12 protein-coding genes are annotated in these 16,539 nt (G+C 61.8%); 3 read left to right on the forward strand and 9 right to left on the reverse strand.

Going from position 1 to position 16,539, the window contains the following annotated elements; translation table 11 throughout:
• Positions 1-12 precede the first annotated feature (12 nt).
• Positions 13-558: a helix-turn-helix domain-containing protein gene (locus GBEM_RS14570; protein ID WP_012531347.1), complete on the reverse strand. Its 546-nt coding sequence runs from the start codon at positions 556-558 to the stop codon at positions 13-15.
• Between the two features lie 505 nt (positions 559-1,063).
• Between GBEM_RS14570 and GBEM_RS14575 the strand changes: the two genes are divergently transcribed.
• Positions 1,064-1,936: a bifunctional 5,10-methylenetetrahydrofolate dehydrogenase/5,10-methenyltetrahydrofolate cyclohydrolase gene (locus GBEM_RS14575; protein WP_012531348.1), complete on the forward strand. Its 873-nt coding sequence runs from the start codon at positions 1,064-1,066 to the stop codon at positions 1,934-1,936.
• Positions 1,937-2,094: 158 nt separating this feature from the next.
• Here GBEM_RS14575 and GBEM_RS14580 read toward each other — a convergent pair whose 3' ends face one another.
• The 4 genes from GBEM_RS14580 to ylqF form a co-directional block, all read right to left on the reverse strand.
• Positions 2,095-3,426: an anaerobic C4-dicarboxylate transporter gene (locus GBEM_RS14580; RefSeq protein WP_012531349.1), complete on the reverse strand. Its 1,332-nt coding sequence runs from the start codon at positions 3,424-3,426 to the stop codon at positions 2,095-2,097.
• Positions 3,427-3,868: 442 nt separating this feature from the next.
• The gene (locus tag GBEM_RS14585) at positions 3,869-5,284 is read right to left on the reverse strand and encodes a sigma-54-dependent transcriptional regulator (protein ID WP_012531350.1); all 1,416 of its coding nucleotides are present in this window, start codon (positions 5,282-5,284) and stop codon (positions 3,869-3,871) included.
• Complete coding sequence (locus GBEM_RS14590) at positions 5,281-7,077, reverse strand: transporter substrate-binding domain-containing protein (RefSeq protein WP_012531351.1); 1,797 nt, start codon at positions 7,075-7,077, stop codon at positions 5,281-5,283. Before GBEM_RS14590 ends, GBEM_RS14585 begins: the two co-directional genes overlap by 4 nt.
• A 74-nt stretch (positions 7,078-7,151) precedes the next feature.
• Complete coding sequence (gene ylqF / locus GBEM_RS14595) at positions 7,152-8,051, reverse strand: ribosome biogenesis GTPase YlqF (protein WP_012531352.1); 900 nt, start codon at positions 8,049-8,051, stop codon at positions 7,152-7,154.
• A gap of 278 nt (positions 8,052-8,329) precedes the next feature.
• Between ylqF and GBEM_RS14600 the strand changes: the two genes are divergently transcribed.
• Complete coding sequence (locus GBEM_RS14600) at positions 8,330-8,899, forward strand: ferritin family protein (RefSeq protein WP_012531353.1); 570 nt, start codon at positions 8,330-8,332, stop codon at positions 8,897-8,899.
• Between the two features lie 320 nt (positions 8,900-9,219).
• On the forward strand, positions 9,220-11,460 hold the full coding sequence (locus GBEM_RS14605) for a thioredoxin domain-containing protein (RefSeq protein ID WP_012531354.1): 2,241 nt from the start codon (positions 9,220-9,222) through the stop codon (positions 11,458-11,460).
• Between the two features lie 8 nt (positions 11,461-11,468).
• On the opposite strand, the gene GBEM_RS14610 is transcribed toward GBEM_RS14605, so the two are convergent.
• From GBEM_RS14610 to GBEM_RS14625, 4 genes are all read right to left on the reverse strand, one after another.
• A complete protein-coding gene (locus GBEM_RS14610) occupies positions 11,469-12,707 on the reverse strand; it encodes a (Fe-S)-binding protein (RefSeq protein WP_012531355.1) in 1,239 nt (412 codons plus the stop codon).
• 116 nt (positions 12,708-12,823) lie between these two features.
• Positions 12,824-13,390, reverse strand: a complete 567-nt coding sequence (locus tag GBEM_RS14615) for an HPP family protein (protein ID WP_012531356.1) — start codon at positions 13,388-13,390, stop codon at positions 12,824-12,826.
• 100 nt (positions 13,391-13,490) lie between these two features.
• Positions 13,491-14,942 carry an ammonia-forming cytochrome c nitrite reductase subunit c552 gene (locus tag GBEM_RS14620; protein WP_012531357.1) on the reverse strand — a complete coding sequence of 484 codons (1,452 nt, stop codon included), beginning with the start codon at positions 14,940-14,942 and terminating at the stop codon, positions 13,491-13,493.
• A gap of 185 nt (positions 14,943-15,127) precedes the next feature.
• The gene (locus tag GBEM_RS14625) at positions 15,128-16,501 is read right to left on the reverse strand and encodes a sigma-54 interaction domain-containing protein (RefSeq protein WP_012531358.1); all 1,374 of its coding nucleotides are present in this window, start codon (positions 16,499-16,501) and stop codon (positions 15,128-15,130) included.
• Positions 16,502-16,539 lie beyond the last annotated feature (38 nt).

A 16,539-nucleotide genomic window follows, 5' to 3' on the forward strand; every position in this document is an offset into this window, starting at 1 on the left:
ACTCTCCTCTTATCAATAGTAAAACGTCGGCGGCGTCACAACCCAGAGAAGCTTCGCCGCGCTTTTTCCTACATTCTTCACCGCGTGCTTGCGGTCTGAAGCGAAATAAAAACACTCACCCTTGTCCACCGTGTACAGCTTGTCGTCCAGCCTGAGCTGCACCTTCCCGGAGATCACGTAGCCGAACTCCTCGCCTTCGTGGATCGGCTGTTCGTCCATCTCACCACCGGGGTCCAGCGTCACCAGCACCGGGTCCATATCCCGATTCTGCGCGCCCGGCACCAGGAGCTCCACCTTCACGCTGTCGCCGTCATCGGTAGCCTGAACCCGGGCTTCCTTGCCGAAAACGATGTCCTGGTCGGTCTCCTCGCTGAAGAACTCCTGCATGCTGATGCCGAAGACGTCGACGATGTCCTTCAGCGTCGCAATCGACGGCGAAGTGGCGTCGTTCTCCAGCTGCGAGATGAAACCTTTGGTAAGATCGGCGCGGCTGGCCAGTTCCTCCTGGGTAAGCGAGTTGACCATCCTGAGCCTCTTCAACCTCTCACCGATTTTCAAGAAATCCTCCCCGGTTTAGTATCAGTAAACCTTTTGTATTTCGGCACTCTATTGTTTTCCCGAAATTTTGTCAACGAAAAGTTTAGTATTGGTATACCTCCTGTTTATCAATTAAATAGCGCTAATATTTTTAGCGGTTAAAACAGGCGCGACTTCAACACGTTACCACCCATACCCCTTTTAATTGCCTGCTATCAGGGAACCAGCTCCCGCTCCCAAGAGGGTCATCCCGGACTTTGCGGAGGATGCTCTCCCCCCCTCCCGCAAGGGGAGGGGGGACCAAGAGCGGCTCACCGCCCGAATTGCCATGTGAAGGTGAAAAAGCTGGCTCAACCGTTGCCGCCTGGACGCATCGGCTACCGGAGCCATGCTGCCGGCGGCACGGATGACGTATACCGCATCCAGCTAAGTAGCTGTTGAGGCGTTGCTTTTTTTGTGATACAAATTTTTGAGCAGGCCCAAGAAGTCATCTACAGGGGATGCAACCCATAGCTAAGGAACCAGCATGAATCTTTTAGACGGTAAGAAATGCGCCGACAGCCTGATCGCAGGCATAGCGAAACAGGTCGCGCGCCACGTCGACTTCGGCCTCAGGAAACCGCACATGACGGTGGTCCTGGTCGGCAACCACGCACCCAGCGAATCGTACGTGAAATCCAAGGTCACCACCTGCACCCTTTCCGGCTTCGAGAGCAACCTGATCCGGCTTCCCGAGACCGTGACCGAGAAGGAGCTGCTCTGGCTGATCCAACAGATCAACGCCGACGCCTCCACCGACGGGGTCATCGTCCAGCTCCCGCTCCCCAAGCAGATCAACGCCCAGCGGGTGATCAACGCGATAGCACCCGAGAAGGACATCGACGGCTTCCACCCCACCAACTTCGGGCGCATGGCGCTCGGGCAAAAGGCCTTCCGCCCGGCGACCGCCTACGGCATCTGCAAGCTGCTGCAGTTCTACCAGGTGCCGGTCGCGGGTAAGCACTGCGTGGTCATCGGACGCTCCAACATCGTCGGCAAGCCTATCTCCATAATGCTCTCCAACGACTTCGACATCGGCAACGCCACCGTCACGCTGACCCATATCGAGACGCCGCGTGAGCTGCTGCTCGACGAGACCCGCCGTGCCGACATCGTCATCGTTGCCGTCGGCATCCCCGGCTTCGTCACGCCCGACATGGTCAAGGACGGGGTAACGCTTATAGACGTCGGCATCAACCGGCTGGAGAACGGCAAGTTGGTTGGAGACGTGGATTTTGCTGCCGTCGCGCCCAAGTGCGAGTGGATCACGCCGGTCCCTGGCGGCGTTGGGCGCATGACCGTCGCGGCGCTGATGATCAATACCCTGATGGCCTACCAGAACAACTTCGAGCTCGCCTAACAGCCTCGTACCCTCTCCCAGGGGGAGAGGGAGTTTTTTACGCAACGACAGGATTAAAAAAAGGGTCCCGGCATATTCCGCCAGGACCCTTTTTCCATTTCCGCTGTTTTTAGCTTTTTTTATATCCCTTCCATCCCCTTCATCCCTGCGAAGCGGGTTTAGAGAAGGATCTGCGAGATGGCGTAGGCGACCACGGTTGAGACGCTGACTCCGATCAGCCCGGGAATCATGAAGCTGTGATTCAGTAGGTATTTCCCGATCCTGGTCGTGCCGGTGCGGTCCATGTTGATGGCGGCCAGGTCGCTGGGGTAGAAGGCGAAGAAGAAGTAGGCGTAGCTTGCCGGCATCAGGCCGAGTAGCAGCGGTACCGGGAGCCCGAGGGCGAGCCCCAGGGGAAGGGTGATGGCCAAGGTCGCTGCCTGGCTTTTAACGAAGGCGGAGATGCAGAAGGTGGCAATGGCGAAGGTCCAGGGAGCCATCTTCACCATGACGCCGATGTTGTCTACCAGGAACTTCTTGTTGGCGGTGATGAAGGTATCGCTCATCCAGGCGATGCCGAAGATGGAGACAACCGCGATCATACCGGCGGTGAAGACGCTGGAGTGGGCTATTTCCTTGGCCTTGACGTTGCCGCTGAACATGATGAAGGCGCCGAAGGCAAGCATGACAAACTGGACCACGGTGGTCATGGCGATCGGTTTGCCTTCAGCGGTCAAAGGGAGAATCCAGGGACAGCTGGCGATCAGGATGATGCTGCCTACGCCGGCAAAGAACAGGGCCACGGAGACCTTGGCGGTGGTGGAGATCTTCATGCCGAGAGTAGTGACCTCACCGTCAAGCCCCTTGCGGAACTCCGGATCCTCGAGACGGGCCTGAAATTCAGGGTCCTTGTCGAGGTCCTTGCCGCGGTTGAAGCTCCACGCGGCGGCGGCCAGCACGCCGATGATGCCGGCAGGCATGGTGACGGAGATGATGTCGATGAGGGTGACGGGGTGCCCCGCCTTGGCGGCGAAGCCGAGGAAGAATGTGACGGCGGCAGCCACCGGGCTGGCGGTGATACCCATCTGCGAGGCGACGCTCGAGATCGCCATGGGGCGCTCGGGGCGGATCTTCGTCTTCAGGGCCACGTCAGAGATGACCGGAAGCAGCGCGTACACGGCATGGCCGGTGCCGCAACATACGGTAAGGAAGAAGGTGGACAAAGGCGCGAGGATGGTGACGTACTTGGGATGAGCGCGCAAAAGCTTCTCAGTCAGTTGCACGAGGTAGTCCAGCCCCCCCGCCACCTGCAGGGTCGCCGACGCCGTCACCACCGCGAGGATGATAAGCATCACGGCTATCGGGGGCTCGGAAGGGACACTGCGGAACCCGAGCACCAGCACCGTGACGCCTAGCCCGCCGATTAACCCCAGGGCCACTCCGCCTCTGCGGATACCTATCAACACCGCTCCCAGCACTAGCACGAACTGGATCCAAAACATCGCTGCCATGACGACCTCCTCTGTCGGGGTTAGCTTTAGCGAGCGCCGTTGCGCCTCGCTTCATTTTCTAACCTTCCTAGAGCAGGCATGATGCCAAAAACAGCGATTCAGCTAACTTACTGGTTTCATGAAGTTAATAGTCAATTCCCGCTTCCGTGGCACCAGGAACAGTTATAACCTTCAGTAATAGAATAAGAGCGCACCGGAGACGAAAGGAAGTGATTCCAGCAAGTTAGCCTTACCTATAACCGCGTATTATCATTATAACCGTAGGTTATGGCAGTTAATTAGCTAGTAAAAGCGGCGAGGAACCCCCTAACCCCCTCCCGCAAGGGGAGGGGGGACCAAGCGATGAACCTCTTGTAATTCAGGTGACAGGAAAAGTGGGAGCTAGAGCAGAGATAACCGGCGGCAATCGAATGGGAGCCGAATAGGAGACTGTTACGAGGAGCTAGCCGTGCCGCATCTTCAGACGCTTGCTGAGAGCGGGTTGCGAGATCCCCAGAAGCCTCGCCGCCAGGGTCTGGTTGCCGTTGGCGCGGTCCAGCGCCTCATGGACCAGGAACGCGGCAGCGTCGCTGAAGGTCGGCAGTTCGTCGAACCCGGAGAAGGGATTTTGTTTGGGTGCTGCGGCTTGCGTGGGTCCAGCCTCGGCCTGAGCCGATTCCACTGCCTTGACGAAGCTGTCCATGGAGAGCATGCGATCCCGGTGCACGCTGACCGCATCGAATACCATGGCTTTGAGCTCGCGGACATTGCCGGGAAAGCTGTAGGTGCTAAGGAACTGGGCCAGCCCCTTGGGCGGCGTCGGCTTCTTTTTCCCCAGCGTCTCGGCGGCCTCCGCCAGGAAATGTTCCAGCAAAAGCGCGATATCCCCCCGGCGCTCCCTCAGGGGAGGGATCTGCACCCGGTGGGTGCGCAGCCGGTAGTAGAGATCCCGGCGGAAGGAGCCGGCGCTCTCCTTGGCGGAAAGGTTCTGATGGGTAGCGACGACAACCCTCGCCCTCAGGCGCTTGGGAAGATCGCACCCCAGAGGAAAATACTCGCGCTCCTGGAGCAGGCGCAAAAGCTTCACCTGGGACGGGATGCTCAGGTCGCCGATCTCGTCCAGGAACAGGGTGCCGTCCGCCGCCTCCTCCACCATGCCGCGCCGGGCCTGGTCCGCGCCGGTGAAGGCGCCCCGTACGTGCCCGAAGAGGGTGTCGGCGAAAACGGTATCGTCCAGTCCCGCCACGTTCACCGTGATGAGCTTGCCTCGGCAGCCACTCAACCGGTGCGCAGCCTGGGCGATCAGTTCCTTCCCCACCCCGCTCTCGCCCGTGATCAAAAGAGGCTGGGGACTCTTGGCCACCGCCTCGACATAAGAGAAGATGTCCAGCATCGACCGGTCAGCGGTGACGATGGAGGAAAACGCCTCGGGGTGGGAGAGTTCACGCGAGATGAGGCGGCTGGAAACCTCCTGGAACTCGCTTCTCATCTCGACCATCCGTATGGCGCGCAGCACGCTCCCCACGATGCGGTCCGCCTCGTCAGTCTTCACACAGTAGTCGAAGGCTCCGAGTTTCATGCAACGCACAGCGGTCTCCACCTGGTTCAGCCCGCTCACCACGATGACAGCGATCTCCGGGTGCTGCTCCGCTATCTGCTTCAGCACCTCCTCGCCGGAGAGGTACGGCATGGTCATATCGAGCAGCACCAGCCCGATCCCCCCCTCTTCCAGGAGGGAGAGCACCTCGCGGCTGTCGCTGCAGGTCTTGATGTTGTTGATCCCGCCGTAGGTCTCCAGGGTCAGCGCCAACGAACCGAGCCAGTCCGGCTCGTCGTCTACCAGCAGGATCCCAAAACCGGGATAGACGTTCTCGCTCATCCGTTGTTCTCCTCGTGGTACACCGGCAGGGTGAGGGTAACCGTGGTCCCCTCCCCGTTGGACTCGAATTGCAGGATCCCGCCATGCTCCTTGACTATCCCCGCCGAGACTGAAAGCCCAAGGCCGGTCCCCCCCTGGTCCTGCTTCGTGGTGAAAAACGGGTCAGTCAGGCGCGACAGGTGCTCTGGAGCGATGCCGGCCCCCTCGTCACGCAGCCGTAGAACCACTGCATCGCGGAAGGCGTCGTGCCAGGTCGTCAGCTCGATGGCCCGCTCCGGGTCGGGAAGTGCCTGGCAGGCGTTCAGGATCAGGTTGACCAGCACCTGCTCGATGCGCTGGCGGTTCCCGCGTATGCGCGGCAGCGACTTGCGGTATTCCGCGCTGAAGCGGGTGGTCGCCTTGTGTATGGTCGGCTCGACCAGGCGTACCGCGGCCTTAGCCGCCGCGTTCAGATCCAGGATCTCGTTGCAGTCGGTTTCGTCGCGGCGGGCAAAATCTTTCAGGTCCGCCACGATCCTTTTTATGCGCTTGCCGGCGTCCTGGATCTTCTCCAGGGACCGGGGGATCTCCTGGCGCATCCGTGAATAGGGAAGCCCGCCGCAGGTGAAGTCTCCGTTTTCCTCATAGAAGCGCTCCAAGATCTTGACGGCGTCGGCATGGAACCGCTTCAGGATCGGGACCTCCAGAAGGATGAGTCCGGTCGGGTTGTTTATCTCATGGGCAACGCCGGAAACCAGCACCCCCAAGGCCGCCATCTTGTCCGCCTGCACCAGTTGCTGCTGGTTCAGGCGCAGTTCCTCCTCCACCTGGCGCCTTTCGGCGATCTCCCGGGTGAGGTCCGCCGTGCGCAGGGCAACCTGCCGGTGCAAGGTGCGGGACCAAAGGGCGAAGCCTCCCAGAAGGAGCACCAGCGGCACCACCACGACCGCCGCATATTTCGCGAAGGTCCACCAGTCTATCAACTGCGGTTCCACGACCCCCAGCCACCGGTTGTGAATGGCGTCGTACTGGCCGGTCTTCTTCAGTATCGCCAGCCCCTCGTTGAAGCGCGACAAAAGCTCGGCGTTCCCCTTCTTGACCGCATAGCAGTAGCGATGGGTGGCGACGTTGCGCAGCACCGGGACCAGGTTGGATAGCTTCAGCTCCCGGATCATGTACATCCCGGGAACGATGGCGACCACGGCGAACTCGGCCCGGCCGGAAGCGACCATCCTAAGGGCGTCGGCCGGGGTGTCGGTGAGGTTCAGCTTAGCCCCCACCCCTTGCCGGACCAGGTAGTCGTGCATGATCCCGCCGCCGTGCACCGCCACCGTCTTCCCCTTCAGATCGGTGAGGGAGGCGAGGTAAGGGGATTCCTTGCGGGCGAAGACGGCATGGTTGACGACGGTATGGGGGACGGAAAAGTCGACTTCCGAGGAGCGCTCCATCGAGTACGACATCCCCTGCAGCACGTCCACCTGCCCGCTTTGCAGGGCGCTGCGCATCCCGGCCCAGCCGCCGAGGCGGAACTCGACCTTCATTCCCATGACTTCGGCTATGGCCCGGGTGAGGTCGACGTTGTAGCCGGCAGGATGGCCCGATTTGTCGATGAATTCGTAAGGGGGGTAGTCGCGGTCGCCGCCGACGATGACCGTCCTGGCGCCGGCCGCCGATTCGGCTGCGCCGCAGATGGGGACGGCGAGCAGGGCCCAAAGGAGCAGTTGGGCTATGACGAGCAGAGGTTGCCTCCGTCGGCAGCGCGGCAAGATATAGCAGGCAAAGAAAAGGGATACGGATTGGCGGAGTCTTCCCATAGTGGTGATCTTCCCCCCTCCCGACCTCCCCCCTCCGGAGGGAGGAGAGCTGGTGGATGGCGGCTGGCGGCTGATCAGAAAATCTGCTCCTGTGGCCGCTCGTCGATCCCTGCCATCTTCAGCAGTTCGGCCTCGATGTCGGCCGCGGTTCCGGGCTCCTCGAAGCTGATCCGCCCGGCCTTGCCGGCCCTCAGCTCCCTCAAAAAGGTCTCCGCTGCCCGATGCACGTCGACAACGCCGCCGGTCATGAGGCAACCGAGGCAGCGTCCTACGGCCTCCACCACCTCGTACGGCAACTCCGGCAATTCCGCCAGCTTGTAACGCTCCTTGAGCAGCTCCGGATAGCGGCGCATCATGTAGGCCGCGGCAAAGACGCCGACGTTGGTGTAGTCGAGCGCATTGGCGCCTATGGCGCCGCTTGCCGCGAGCCGATAAGCCCCCCCCTGGTCGTCCATCACCGGCCAAAGAAGCCCCGGAGTGTCGAAGAGCAGTATTCCGTTTCTCAGGTCGATCTGCTGCGGCTTGAGCGTCACCGCCGGCTTGTCCCCCACCTTGGCGAGGGATTTCCCCGCCAGGGTGTTGATCAGAGTCGACTTCCCCACGTTGGGGATGCCGACCACCATGGTCCGGATCGGGTAGCCGGGGTTGCCGCGGTTGGGGCAAACCTGCTTGATGAGCTTCACGAGGTTCTTCACCTCGGGGATGTTCTTCGCCACCAGCGGCAGGGCGCGCACACCGGACGCCTTCTGGAAATGCTGCACCCACGCCCTGGTGATGGCGGGGTCGGCGAGATCGTTCTTGTTCAAGACCTTGATACAGGGCTTGTTCCGGCGCACCTGCTCCAGCAGGTGGTTGGAACTCGAGAACGGAAGGCGAGCGTCGAGCACCTCTATGATCACGTCGATCTTGCGGACCAGCTCGGAGATCTGCTCGAGGGCCTTGCTCATGTGCCCCGGATACCATTTGATTGTCATTTACTCTGTTCCTCTGTTACGTGAATTGCTGCAAGCGGGCCACCATACCACACACGACGCCGAAAGTGGGCATTTTGTCTGTCATTGAGAGGAGACGCAGCCTTTGCACATGAACGGCCAGGAGGGTGCGCCTCATGACCGCCCAGCCACGCCCCCTTTAATATTAACCAAGTTGACTCCCATTACCAGTGAAGCTACCATTGCGAATGTTAAAAAGTCGTAACCAAAACAGGTGCATGCGGCTGACCTTGAGGGGTACGACTTTAAAGGAACGTAAGATGCGAGACTTCATTGCGGAGGCGGTGCGTTTTGCGGTGATCATCGAGAAAAAGAGCTACGACATCTATCGGCAGGCGGCTTTGGAGGGAGTGGACCTGGCGGGCAAACGGATCTTCGAAAAACTGGCGCGCGACGAATCCATGCACATAGACTCCCTTTTGTGGCAGCATCCTGGGACCTGGTGCAGCGATCTCAAGCAAAAACAAGAGCCCCAGCCGGTGGTCGAATGGGACCTGAGCGGGCCGTCGGGAAACAGGCTGTTCGACCAGTTGCGCCTTGCCCTCCTTAATAAGCGCTGGAGCATCGGTTTTTACACCACCCTCCTCAAGACCTTCAAAGAACCCCTAATCTGCCGCGTTTTCGAGGTGACTCTCGCGGTGGCACGCAATGAATTCAAGCTGATCACGGACGAGTACCTGCAGGCCGACGCTTCCTATGGCAAACCCCGCGATAATCGTCCTCCGCGCAGGGTCCACGTGAGGGAAGGCATCCTCGCCTCCCCCCCTAACAAGCACTCGGAGCTGTACTTCTCCATGCTCGACGCAGGCCGCTCTTCCCGCCAGGAATAGCAGCACTGGCGCCACTTTCCTCCCCTTCCCGGCTATAAGGTTTCTTCCTCGCACCACGTCAAACCTGCTAAAGTAAGACCTCATATGAAATCCATCCCCGGCATCCTTGCCGCCGCAGGGGGACTGGCTCCGCAAGGTGCCTGTCCCCTTTACGATCTACACCACAGCCAGGGGACTGGCTCCGCAGGTGCCTGTCCCCTTTACGATCTACACCGCAGCCAGGGGACTGGCTCCGCAGGTGCCTGTCCCCTTTACGATGTTCCCACTTGACGACGCGGCGCAATGCCGCCATACACTCCATCTTCACCCGGAGGTCAACCATGAAAAACGAACATCTCTATACCCAGCTCCCTGGTAGCGACGAGGTTCCCCCTCCCCCCGACGAGCTGTTCGAACAGGCGCGCCGGCGCAGGGGGGAATCGTACCGTCCGCGCACGCGGCATCTGGAATCGGGAGGGGAGGCGAAGTACATGAACCGCCTCTTTCTGGAATCAAGTCCCTACCTCTTGCAACACGCCCACAACCCGGTGAACTGGTTCCCTTGGGGGGACGAGGCCTTCGAGCTGGCGCAGCGGCTGAACCGGCCGGTCCTGGTCAGCATAGGCTACGCTACCTGCCACTGGTGCCACGTAATGGAAGAGGAGTCCTTCGAGGACGAGGAGGTCGCGCGCTTTCTCAACTCCAACTTCATCGCCATCAAGGTGGATCGCGAGGAGCGCCCAGACGTCGACACCATCTACATGACCGCAGTCCACGCCATGGGGATGCAGGGGGGATGGCCGCTTAACGTCTTCGCCACCCCGGACCGAAAGCCCTTCTACGGCGGCACCTATTTCCCCCCCCGCGACTACGCCGGCGGCATCGGCTTTTTAAGCCTGTTGCAAAGGATTCGGGAAACCTACCGACAGGCCCCGGACCGGGTGACCCACGCGGGTGTACAGCTCACCGAGGCAATCCGCGGCATGCTGGCGCCGATGGGGGGCGAGCCACCCCAGAATGAGATATCCCTGGAGCGGGTGATCGAGGCGTACCAGGAACGCTTCGACGCCAAAAACGGCGGGGTCGTGGGCGCGCCCAAGTTCCCCAGCTCGCTCCCCTTGGGCCTTCTGCTGCGCGACCACCTGCGCCGGGGGGACAAAAACTCGCTCTTCATGGCGCAGTACACCCTGCGGCGCATGGCGGCGGGGGGGATCTACGATCAGGCGGGCGGGGGCTTCCACCGTTACGCTACCGACTCGGCTTGGCTCATCCCGCACTTCGAGAAGATGCTCTACGACAACGCAAGACTCGCGGCAGCCTACCTTGAGGGTTATCAGGCGACAGGCGATCCGCAGTTCGCAAAGGTCGCCCGGGAGATTCTGCGCTACCTGCAGCGCGACATGATGAGCCCGCAGGGAGCCTTCTACTCCGCCACCGACGCGGACAGCCTCACCGAGAGCGGTCACCGGGAGGAAGGGATCTTCTTCACCTGGACGCCGGAGGAATTGGACGCGGTGCTAGGCACCGAGCGCGCCCGGGTCGTGGCCGCCTGCTACGGCGTCACAAGTGAGGGAAATTTCGAGGGGCGGAGCATCCTGCACCGGGAGAAGAGCATGCAGCACCTGGCTGAAGAACTGATGCTTCCCAAGGAGGAACTGGAGCGGTTGCTGGACGAGGCTAGAGAAGAACTCTACCGGGCGCGGCAGCGGCGCCCGCTTCCCCTCCGGGACGAAAAGATCCTCGCCTCCTGGAACGGCCTCGCCATATCCGCTTTCGCGCGCGGGGGGCTGGTGCTGAACGACCCGGCGCTCTTGGACACGGCGCGAAGGGCAGCGAACTTCATTTTGCAAAGCATGATGTCGCAGGAAAGGCTTTGCCACAGCTACCAGGAAGGAGAGGCGAAGGGAGAGGGATTCCTCGACGACTACGCTTTCTTCATCGCAGGCCTCATCGACCTCTTCGAGGCGACCGGCGAACTGCCATGGCTCAAGCGCGCACTCGAAGTTGCGCAACAGGTGCAGGAGCAGTTCGAGGACAGCGAGACGGGGGGGTTCTTCATGACCGGGCCCCGCCACGAGGAGCTGATCTCCAGGGAGAAGCCCGCCTACGACGGCGTGATCCCCTCCGGCAACTCGGTGATGATCATGAACCTCCTGAGGCTCAACGCGCTCACCGGCGAGCAGTGGATGCTGGACCAGGCGCAGCGGGCGCTGGATGCCTTCTCGATCCAGCTTGCCTCCGCCCCGACGGCACTCTCGGAGATGCTCCTGGCCCTCGATTACCTGCAGGATCTGCCGCGCGAGATCGTCATAGTGGCGCCGCAGGGCAAACGCGAGGCGGCCGGGCCGCTGCTGGAAAAGCTGCGCGGCGTCTTTCTTCCCAACCGTGCCCTGGTGGTCTTTTGCGAGGGGGATGAATTGGAGCAGGCGGGGGAATTGCTCCCGCTGGTAAGGGAGAAAAAGGCGGACGGCGGGCTCGCCATGGCTTATCTCTGCGAGAGCCGCAGCTGCCGCCGCCCCACCAGCGACCCCGAGGAGTTCCATCGGCAGTTGCAGGAGACGCAGTCAAAGGTGAGGGGGTGACACCGTGTCTAGCGCCAGAGGGAGAGCCAGTGCATTCCGGCTGCAGCCGCGGCTATCCCGCAAATGATCTGCGTGAAAGGGATCTTCCACCTGCGTTTTTTCAGTGCCTGCTGCGCGACGAAGCTCCGCTCCCTCAGCACCGCATTCCCCTTCTTCTTTTTGAACGACATCTTGAGACGCAGCCGGTTCAGGTAGGTGATGGGGGCTTTGGCCCCCTTCTTCTTGCCCGCCAGGGTCTGTGCCGGCGCGAAGAGCAGGTCCACCAGGTGGTTGGTCGGGGTGTGCTGCTCCAGCGCCTGGACGCATCCGGCGCAGTAGGTGATCACCCTCCTGCCGTCCGCCTCCTTCTTGCGCAGCTCCCCCCATTCCCCTGCCAGCGACGGGTTCAAAAGGTTCACCCCGCCCCCCTTGCCGCAGCAGACCGTCTTCTTCCCCGCATGCTTCATCTCTTCGACCACCAGTCCCTGGCGCTCCAAAAGCGTGCGCACCGCCTGGTGCACCGGCTCTGAATTGCGGATCACGCAAGGGTCGTGCACCGTCACCGTCCCCGCCACCCGCTCCGGCTGCAGCCCCGACTCGGCCAAGGCTTCCCATACCGTGCGCACCCGCATCCCGTGCCCCAAGCGCTCGAACATCACCTGGCAGTTGGGGCAGGCAACCAGCACCTCCTGCACCCCGTGCTGCAGGAGCCAGTCGTTCATCTCCTCGAACATCGAATTCACGTACTGCTCGCGCCCCAGCGAATAGGAGGGCTTGAGGCAGCAGTCGAACACCACGCCTACAGTCGGGTCAGCCTGGTGCATGAGCGCCAAGAGGTTGTGCACCGCGTCCGGGCGCGTCCCCGGCAGCGAGCAGCCGGGGAAGAAGATGGTCTTGCACCCCTCGGGGAGCCGGTAGAGGCTGAACCGCCGCGAGGTCCCCACCTTCTCGTAATTGAGCAGGGGTTTATGCTCCGGATAGGCGCCCAGGTCGCGGTCCACCGCCTCCCGCCGCATCTCCAGGAACATGCCGTCCACGTTGAGCTTCTCCGGGCAGACCGCGGAACAGAGCCCGCAGAGGTTGCACTCGAAGGCGCGGTGCAGGGACATGGAATCGGCCGGGTCGAACTCTGCGGCTATCTTCTTGGGGGTGCCGTATTTGCGCAGGAAGGCGCACTCGCGGACGCATTTCCCGCAGTTGGTGCACCCCATGATGTTCGTTTGGCAAAGGCTCTGCAGTGGGGATCTGACCGGCGTGCTCTGTTTCATCTAGGTGGGGGACCTCTGGTTGATTAATGGGATTGTTGCTGACGAAGCAGGATAACAATTGCCGTCACAGTAAGGCAAGCGTCATTTGATGCCGACGGGCTAATCTCCCCTTCCCATTAAAACCAATGCTTTGGATAGGAGCGATGATAGACGACGTTGTTGGTAAAGCAGGCGACGGCAAGGAGTATCAGCGCTCCCGCGAGAACCGGCAGCAGCACGAAGCCGGGTCCTGCCGCCGCCTGAACACCGATGAGCGCCGTGGCACCTCCCGGGGGATGGGTGGTGTGGGTGAGATTCATCACGAAGATTGAGACACCCACGGCGATGGCCATGGTCACCGGCGTCGAGCCTGCCAAAGCCACCACGACCACGGCCACCACGGCGGATAGCAGGTGCCCGCCGACCAGGTTGCGCGGCTGAGCCAGCGGCGAGTCGGTGGCGCCGAAAAGGAGCACGGCCGAGGCTCCGAAAGAGCCGATCAACAGGGGATGCCCGAAGATGGCGGTGGTCTGGCAGATCGCCATGATGCCTGCAACGGCGCTCACGAGGCTCCAGAAGGCGTAACGGAAAGACATCGGAGGACGCACCCCCCGGATGGGCGCCCGGCACTTCCGCGGGAGGCGGGTAAGCCTTCTCTTGAGCGCGACCTTCCTGCGCATGACGATGCTGATGCGTCGCTTCATCTGTTGCTCCCTCCCTACTGCATGACAAAAAAAGCTGACAGGTGCGATCCGGGGAGCCGCTTGCCGCGGCTCCCCGGATCAATCGTGCTACAGGTTACGCCTACTTACCCGCCAGCGGGTCCTTGATCTCGTGCTGCGGCTTGAACATCAGCTTCTTCACGCCCCGGTTGTTGAGGTACTTGGCCAATTCAAGATCCACCTGGGCCGGCGCCTCTATCCCCGCCTTAGCAAGAAGCTGGCGCAGCAGTGCCTGAGCCTTCGCGGCATGGCCCGCCGCGTCGGTCATGATGCGGCTCGCCTCTGCCGGGTTATGGAAACCGGCGGAATTCTCCGCACCGATGAAGACGACCCGGTAGAACGCCTCCTCGTAGTGGTCTTTGGCCTGGGCGTAAAGAGCCGGCTCCAGCGTCCTTCCGGCAGCGCCGGCCTTGTGCGCTATCTCAAAGAGCTTCGCAGCCGACGCGGTCGCATACCCCGCGCGGATGTACTGGGACATGACCCGGTCCTGGATGGCGAATACCTTGTCGCGCAGCGCGTCGGGCGTCTCCTCGTGGCACTGCTTGCACGCCTTGAGATCGTTCTTCAAGGGGCTCATGACACGGTGGTCGGAAACCTTGCGTCCGGCAACCTCCGCCGAGGGCATATGGCAGTCGGCACAAGAGGCGCCGGCCTGCCAGTGCGGGCTGTTCCGGGAGAAGAGCTCGAACTCAGGGTGCCTGATGAAGGCGAGCTTGAAGCCGGTGACGCTCTGGGTCCATTCGCCGCTGGGCGGGTTGTTGCGCAGCTGCTTTATGATGTTCTCGATGCTGATATCCCCCCAGGCGCTACCCTGCCACGGGAAGAAGACGTCGGTGGACTTGACCGCCGCGTCCTTGGGGATGCTGTAGGTAACGTGGCATTGCGCGCAGACCAAGGTGCGCATGTCCTGGCGCGTCAGATGCGCCTGGTCCACACCCAGTGCCTTCAGACCCTTGCCCAGGGTGAAGCCGCGGGAGATCTTTAGCGACGACGCGTCGCGGTTGTCGTGGCAATCGATGCAGGAAACACCCAACTCCTGGTGCTCCTTGGGTATCTTCGCCCTGACTTCCTGGTACGGCTTGGCGAAATAATCCTTCCCCATCTGCCCCTGCAGGATCGGCGCATACGGGGTCTTGCAGGTCAGGCAGGAACCGCCCGCCTTGTACCTGCCGGGATCCACCTCGAGCTGATCCTGCACCATGTAGCGGTGGCCGCGCGGCTCCCGGTATTCCGATCCGAAGGCCCAGCCGTTGTAGAGGAGCGCAAGGAACGGGTACTCGTCGAGCTTGTCCGGAAGTTCCTCGCCCACGTCCCACCCCTTCTTGTACCTGCTCTTCCCAGCCGGGGTCGGTTCAGCCGTCTGTTGCCAGAGCCGGTACTGTTCCGGGTAGACCTCGCCCCACTTCGCAGGATCGATGGTCCCGTCCGGAATCACCTGGGTCGACGCGGGTTCGATCTTCTTCGGGGTACAGCCGTAGCCTGCGACCACCAAGCCCGCCAGCGCCAGCACAACGCATCCTCGCAGCATCCTCATTCCATTCTCCTCTCGTTGTAGATTTCAGGGCTTTACACCCTATTCCTTGAGCAGGTAGCGTGCCAGGGGAAACGATGACCTAAGTGGTTGGAATTTGGGCGGTGATTTAAAGGACGTCGGGAACCGGCGTGGCCTGCCGGTAACGTGTTGTTACCGGCAGGTAACAGGAAGGGAATTGGATGAGTCTAGCCGCTCAGACGCTTCATCTTCTTCCAGAGCGTCTTTCTGGAGATGCCGAGCAGGCGCGCGGCCTCGCCGCGTTGGTTGCCGCAAAGCGCCAGCGCCTCCTGGATCAGCTCGGCCTCCCGGTTGCCCAGGCCCGCCAACAGCATCGGCCCCGGCGCCGGCTGCAGGGGCGCCGCCGATGGGCGGAGTTGTGCCGCGTGCTGCGCGAACTCGGCGGGGAGGTCGTCGACGCCGAGCGTGTCTTCGGTGCAGAGCGCGGTGGCGCGTTCCATGGCGTTTTTAAGCTCCCTCACGTTTCCGGGATAGGGGTGCTTCAAGAGGGCCTGCTTCGCCTCCCGCGAGAGCTTTAGCTGGGGGCGGCTCATCTCCTCAGAGAACCGGGAGAGAAATACGGCAGCCAGCGGGAGGATGTCCTCAAGCCGCTCGCGCAAGGGGGGGAGGTCGATCGGGATCACGTTGAGGCGGTAGAAGAGGTCTTCGCGGAAAAGCCCCGCCGCCACGTCCTGGCGCAGGTCGCGGTTGGTGGCGGCGATGATGCGGACGTCCACCTCGATCTCCCTGCTGCCGCCGATCCGTTCCACGGTCTTTTCCTGGAGCACGCGCAAAAGCTTGGCCTGGGCCGAAAGCGGCATCTCGCCGATCTCATCCAAAAAGAGCGTGCCGCGCACCGCCTGCTCGAACTTCCCTTTGCGCTCCCGCAGCGCACCGGTGAACGCCCCCTTCTCGAAACCGAAAAGCTCCGATTCCAGCAGGGTCTCCGGAAGCGCCGCGCAGTTAACCTTGACCAAGGGGCCTGCGCTGCGCCGGCTCCTTTGGTGCAGTTCGCGCGCCACCAGCTCCTTTCCGGTGCCGCTTTCGCCGGTGACCAGAATGGTCGACTCCAGCGGCGCGGTGGAGCGGATCACCTGGAACACCGGCTGCATGGCCCGGCTGCGGCCGATCATCCCGCCGCAGGCGTACTCGGTAAGGAGTTGCTCCCTAAGCACCGAGTTCTCCTCCTTCAGCCGCTCCCGTTCCGTAATGTCCCTGCTGATCATCAGGGTGCCGACAAAGCGCTCCCCCCGGTCGCGGATGGGATAGTAGCAGTTTTCGAAGCTGCGCCCCTTGGTCTCCAGGGGGCGCGTGTGGGAGGCGACGCTTCCGTCGCGAAGCCTCGCAAGTATCGAGGCGATGCGCTCGCGGGCCGGCGGCGTATGGATGGAGATCAGGTCGCGCCCCAGAAACTTCTCCGCCTTGATGCCGCGCACCTGCTCCGCCGCCGCATTCACGAAGACGATCCTGTTCTCGTGGTCCGCGAAGATGATCCCTTCGCCCATGCTGGTCAGTATCGCCTGGTAGACAGCCGCGTCAGGCCCGTTTTCCGCTTCAGACATTTTTGCCCCCCGTTACCATTTGGTAACAGGATAGTAAA

Source organism: Citrifermentans bemidjiense Bem (genome assembly GCF_000020725.1).
GTDB classification, from domain to species: domain Bacteria; phylum Desulfobacterota; class Desulfuromonadia; order Geobacterales; family Geobacteraceae; genus Geomonas; species Geomonas bemidjiensis.

Bases quoted from the DNA above. Each gene is read 5' to 3' on its own strand.
- GBEM_RS14575 (WP_012531348.1), top strand. From the start codon at position 1,064: ATGAATCTTTTAGACGGTAAGAAATGCGCCGACAGCCTGATCGCAGGC.
- GBEM_RS14580 (WP_012531349.1), bottom strand. From the start codon at position 3,426: ATGGCAGCGATGTTTTGGATCCAGTTCGTGCTAGTGCTGGGAGCGGTG.
- GBEM_RS14585 (WP_012531350.1), bottom strand. From the start codon at position 5,284: ATGAGCGAGAACGTCTATCCCGGTTTTGGGATCCTGCTGGTAGACGAC.
- GBEM_RS14590 (WP_012531351.1), bottom strand. From the start codon at position 7,077: ATGGGAAGACTCCGCCAATCCGTATCCCTTTTCTTTGCCTGCTATATC.
- ylqF (WP_012531352.1), bottom strand. From the start codon at position 8,051: ATGACAATCAAATGGTATCCGGGGCACATGAGCAAGGCCCTCGAGCAG.
- GBEM_RS14600 (WP_012531353.1), top strand. From the start codon at position 8,330: ATGCGAGACTTCATTGCGGAGGCGGTGCGTTTTGCGGTGATCATCGAG.
- GBEM_RS14605 (WP_012531354.1), top strand. From the start codon at position 9,220: ATGAAAAACGAACATCTCTATACCCAGCTCCCTGGTAGCGACGAGGTT.
- GBEM_RS14610 (WP_012531355.1), bottom strand. From the start codon at position 12,707: ATGAAACAGAGCACGCCGGTCAGATCCCCACTGCAGAGCCTTTGCCAA.
- GBEM_RS14615 (WP_012531356.1), bottom strand. From the start codon at position 13,390: ATGAAGCGACGCATCAGCATCGTCATGCGCAGGAAGGTCGCGCTCAAG.
- GBEM_RS14620 (WP_012531357.1), bottom strand. From the start codon at position 14,942: ATGAGGATGCTGCGAGGATGCGTTGTGCTGGCGCTGGCGGGCTTGGTG.
- GBEM_RS14625 (WP_012531358.1), bottom strand. From the start codon at position 16,501: ATGTCTGAAGCGGAAAACGGGCCTGACGCGGCTGTCTACCAGGCGATA.